Genomic DNA, 4,090 nt, shown 5'->3' on the forward strand with positions numbered 1-4,090 from the left:
ACCACGAACTGGTCGACAAGATCCTGGTCGACGGCGTCGATACTCAGAAATAACCGCTCGACGCGGCCGTGGCTTCCTTCGGGATTTCGACGCCGTCGACCAGGATCTTGTCGACCAGTTCGTGGTGGAAGCAGACCAGCCCCTTGATGCGCTCCGCCTCGTGCACCGGCTCGGGATAATACCAGACCAGGTTCTCGTGACGCTTGGCCTTGGTCGTCACGTGATAATAGTTGGAGATGCCCTTGTAAGGACAGCGCGAAATGTAGCGGCTGGGCGCGAACATATCGAGCCGCGTGTCGGCGATCGGCAGATAGTGGCGCACCGGATGGCCGGTCTCGAACAGGAACACGCCGCGGCGTGAATCGGCGACCTGTTCGCCGTCGAGAATGACCTGCACGCGCCGCGACGACGGGAGGCAGTCGACCCGGCGGAACGGATCGCGGGCGTGGACGAAGATCTCCTCGTCCTCCTCGAACCAGTGTCCCATCTTGCTCCAGGTGAACGACATGTAGTCGGATATTGGCGGACAGCCCTTGACCGGATCGAGATAGCGCCAGGCCGCGTCCTCGACCAGCGTGATGCCGGTGTTGAGTGAATAGTGGGTGGCTGTGCCCTTGAACGGGTCCTCTGTCGTCGTCTTGCTCGGCAGCAGGAATTCCTCGCGAACGTCGCCGATCGGGAAGTAGTAGACCGGCAGGTGATCGGATTCGTAGAACACCAAGGCATTGGTCGTATCGGCCACGGTCATCGATCCCACCTGCACACGCAGGCGCTTCTGCGTCGGCATGGTGAAGGCTATGTAGCCCGGCTCGAATTCATACTGCACGATGGTGTCGAGCAGCGGAAAATGCGGCCCACGGCCGCGCAGATGGGGCTTGCGAATGGTAGTCTCCCGTTTTGTTTCTTTTGTCATCGGGCGCTGGCGCACGATCAGCTCAACGACACGCGGTCGAGCAGCAGGCCGGCCGCGATCGGCGGAAGGCCGCTGACATTCTTGCGCACCGGCACCAGCAGATCGGGGAAATAGCTGAAGATGACAGGCGTCTCGTCGAGCAGCAATTTCTGGATGTCAGAGGCGGCAGCGCGCTGCGCGCCGGCATCGAGCGCCTTGAGATAGCTGGTGACCATGCCATCATAGGCCGGGCTCTTGAAATGCGCCGCGTTCCAAGGGCCGTCGCTGACCAACGGGCTCTTGAGGAAGACGTTTGGCACGCTGCGATGCGCGTAGTCGGTGATGCCGAGCGGGCTGTCCAGCCAGTCCGACTGGCCGAACACCGCTTTGCCGTAATATTTGTCCTGGTCCTCGATGTTGAGCGAGATGCGCGCACCGATCTCCTTGGCGAAATTCTGGAACAATTGCGCATAGCCCGGAATGTCGGAATAGCGCAGCGTGGTCAGCGTGATGTCGAAGCCTTCGGCGAGACCCGCCGCCTCGAGCAACTGCTTGGCCTTGGCGATGTCTTGGACGCGTTGCGGCACCGACTTGTCGGTCGCCGGGAAGGCCGGCGCGAACGGGCTGTCATTGCCAGTCGCCGCCATGCCGCGGCACAGGCCGTCGACCAGCTTGGAGCGGTCGATGCACAGCGCCAGCGCCTGGCGCGCGCGCTTGTCGGTGAACGGGCCGGTGTCGCAGCGCATGTGCAACTGGCGGTGCGCGGTCGAAGCGACACGCAAGACGGTGATATCAGGACTGTTCAGCACGACCTGGCTGACATCGAGCGGGACGGCATCGAGAATGTCGACCTCGCCGGCCTGCAGCGCCAGGATGCGTGGCTGCACATCGCCGTAGAACTTGAATTCGAGCCGGTCGGGCAGCGCCTTCTCACCCCAATAGTCGGGATTGCGGATGAAGGTCGCGCCAACCTTTGGTGTGTAGGTCTCCAGCCGAAACGGCCCGGTGCCTTCGAACGTCTTTTCGTAGTCGCCCTTGTAGCTCGCCGGCAGGATGACGGCGTTGTAATTGTCGATCGACACCGAATAGGGAAAGCTGCCGTTCGGTGCATCGAGATGGAAGGCGACTGTGTGGTCGTCGACCTTCCGGGTGCCGCCCTTCGACAGCAGCCCCTTGAACACCGATAGCGCATTGGAAGCACCGTTGAGATCGGCCAGCCGGTCGAAGGTCGCGACGACGTCGTCGGCCTTGAAGTCTTCGCCATTGTGGAATTTCACGCCCTTGCGCAGCTTGAAGGTCCACACGCTGCCATCCTCGTTCGGCGCCCAGCTCTCTGCCAGCACAGGCTTCAAAGTGAGGTCCGGCTGCGTGATGCAGAGAAATTCGGCGGTCTGGAAAACCAGCTGATAGCTGCCGCTGTCATAGTAGGTGACGGGATCGATGGCGCCGCCCGGCGTCGCCACGCCGGCGCGCACGGTGCCGCCCGGCTTGCCCTCGGCGCGTGCCTGCTGCGTGCCGAGGCCGGCTGCCGCGACAAGGCTGCCCAGGAAGGGCAAGGAGAGGCCGAGCACGCTGCCATGGCGAAGGAAGTCGCGGCGGCCCATCCTGCCGGCCAGCAATTCGTCGACAGCGGAATTTTCGATTGCGGTGAGCGTCCTGCGAGCGTTGTCGATCATCCTGAAATGCTTGGGCATGGCTGGATTCCTCGCTTGTCTTGGGGTTCGGACATCTAGTTCATTGTTGACTGCCGCCGGAAAGCGATATTTTTTGATAGGGGTCATCGAAATTTTCGATGCAAGAGGTGGGCATGGACACTGAAAATCTGCGCAGCTTTCTCGAAGTCGCCACGCATGGCAGCTTCACCGTCGCGGCCAGCCGGCTCAACCTTGCCCAGTCCACCGTCAGCGCGCGGATCAGGGGGCTGGAGGAGCAGTTGGGCCGCCGGCTGTTCGCGCGCGACCGCGATGGCGTGACGCTGACGCCGGCCGGCCGCCAGTTCCTGCCGCATGCCTCTTCAATCACCCGCACCTGGGAACAATCCCGACAGGATATCGCCGTTCCCGATGGCTATGAGACCTTGCTGCGGCTGACCGCGCCGGCCTATCTGTGGGACCGCATCACCTCGCCATGGGTCGAGTGGATGCGCGCCAGAAGACCGAACGTGGCGCTGCGGCTGGAGGGCAGCTTTCCGGACTCGGCGATCGACCAACTGGCGGAAGGCCTGCTCGACATCTGCATCCTCTATCTGCCGCGGCCGCATCCTGGCATCGTCTACGAAACGCTGGCCGTCGATCAGGTCGTGCTTGTCCAGCATGCCGCGCAGACCAAGCCGTGGACCGAAAACTACATCCTGATGGACTGGGGGCTGGAGTTCCGCATCGAGCACGACCGCGCTTTTGCCGGCATGGTCAAGCCGGCGATATCGGCCGGATTGGTCTTCATCGGCCTGCAGCACGTGCTGTCGCAGCAGGCTGCCGCCTATCTGCCGCTCAGTGCCGTCAGCGGTCATATCGAGCGCGGCGAGATGCGGCGCATCGACAACACACCGGTATTCCAGCGGCCGATCTACCTCGCCTATCCCTCGAACCCCGTGTCCTCGGATGTTCTGGATGTCGCGCTCACAGGTCTGCGCACGCTGGCCAGGGACTGGGCCGAAGGGCAGGGCTTTTCAGAAGGTGACCGTGCTCTCAGCATGGCCGGCCAGATCTGACCGGCCAAGCCACGCGAGCGAGAGCGCTATGCCGGCTCGGTCACGACCGCTCTCTGCAGCCTGGCCAGTTCGGAGTAAGGAATGTGGCAGCGGATGGAATGGCCGGGCTGGGCCTCGCCGAGTGGCGGCTCCTGCTGTTCGCAGATCGGGCCGATCTTGCGCGGGCAGCGCGTGTGGAAGACGCAGCCCGACGGCGGATTGGTGGCACTGGGGATTTCGCCGTCGAGACGAATGCGTGCCGTATCGGTCTGGTCGAGTTTGGGCACGGCCGACAAAAGCGCCTCGGTATAGGGGTGATGCGGGCCGGAAAAGACATCTTCCGACGGTCCGAGTTCCATGATGCGGCCGAGATAGAGCACGGCGATCTTGTCGGAGAGGTAACGCACCACGGCAAGGTCGTGCGAGATAAAGATGTAGCTGACGTCTTCCTTCGACTGCAGGTCGGCGAGCAGGTTGAGGATGGCTGCCTGCACCGAGACGTCGAGCGC

Annotated in this window: 4 protein-coding genes; 1 reads left to right on the forward strand and 3 read right to left on the reverse strand. The window is 62.9% G+C overall.

The window, feature by feature from the left end:
• Positions 1-43 precede the first annotated feature (43 nt).
• Together EN750_RS21660 and EN750_RS21665 are read right to left on the reverse strand one after the other, a co-directional pair.
• On the reverse strand, positions 44-934 hold the full coding sequence (locus EN750_RS21660; protein WP_164874019.1) for a DUF427 domain-containing protein: 891 nt from the start codon (positions 932-934) through the stop codon (positions 44-46).
• Positions 931-2,586 (reverse strand): ABC transporter substrate-binding protein, encoded by a 1,656-nt coding sequence (locus tag EN750_RS21665; protein ID WP_127397596.1) that lies wholly within the window; start codon positions 2,584-2,586, stop codon positions 931-933. Before EN750_RS21665 ends, EN750_RS21660 begins: the two co-directional genes overlap by 4 nt.
• Positions 2,587-2,699: 113 nt before the next feature.
• Between EN750_RS21665 and EN750_RS21670 the strand changes: the two genes are divergently transcribed.
• Positions 2,700-3,602 carry a LysR family transcriptional regulator gene (locus EN750_RS21670; protein WP_127397597.1) on the forward strand — a complete coding sequence of 301 codons (903 nt, stop codon included), beginning with the start codon at positions 2,700-2,702 and terminating at the stop codon, positions 3,600-3,602.
• 26 nt (positions 3,603-3,628) lie between these two features.
• Here EN750_RS21670 and EN750_RS21675 read toward each other — a convergent pair.
• Positions 3,629-4,090, reverse strand: a 462-nt coding sequence (locus EN750_RS21675) for an ABC transporter ATP-binding protein (RefSeq protein WP_145967823.1), incomplete at its 5' end; no start/stop codon positions are given.

The sequence above is a fragment of the Mesorhizobium sp. M7A.F.Ca.ET.027.03.2.1 genome (assembly GCF_003999175.1).
Taxonomy (GTDB): Bacteria; Pseudomonadota; Alphaproteobacteria; order Rhizobiales; family Rhizobiaceae; genus Mesorhizobium.

Excerpts from the sequence above, each read along its gene's own strand:
- EN750_RS21665 (WP_127397596.1), bottom strand. The coding sequence starts at position 2,586 with ATGCCCAAGCATTTCAGGATGATCGACAACGCTCGCAGGACGCTCACC.
- EN750_RS21670 (WP_127397597.1), top strand. The coding sequence starts at position 2,700 with ATGGACACTGAAAATCTGCGCAGCTTTCTCGAAGTCGCCACGCATGGC.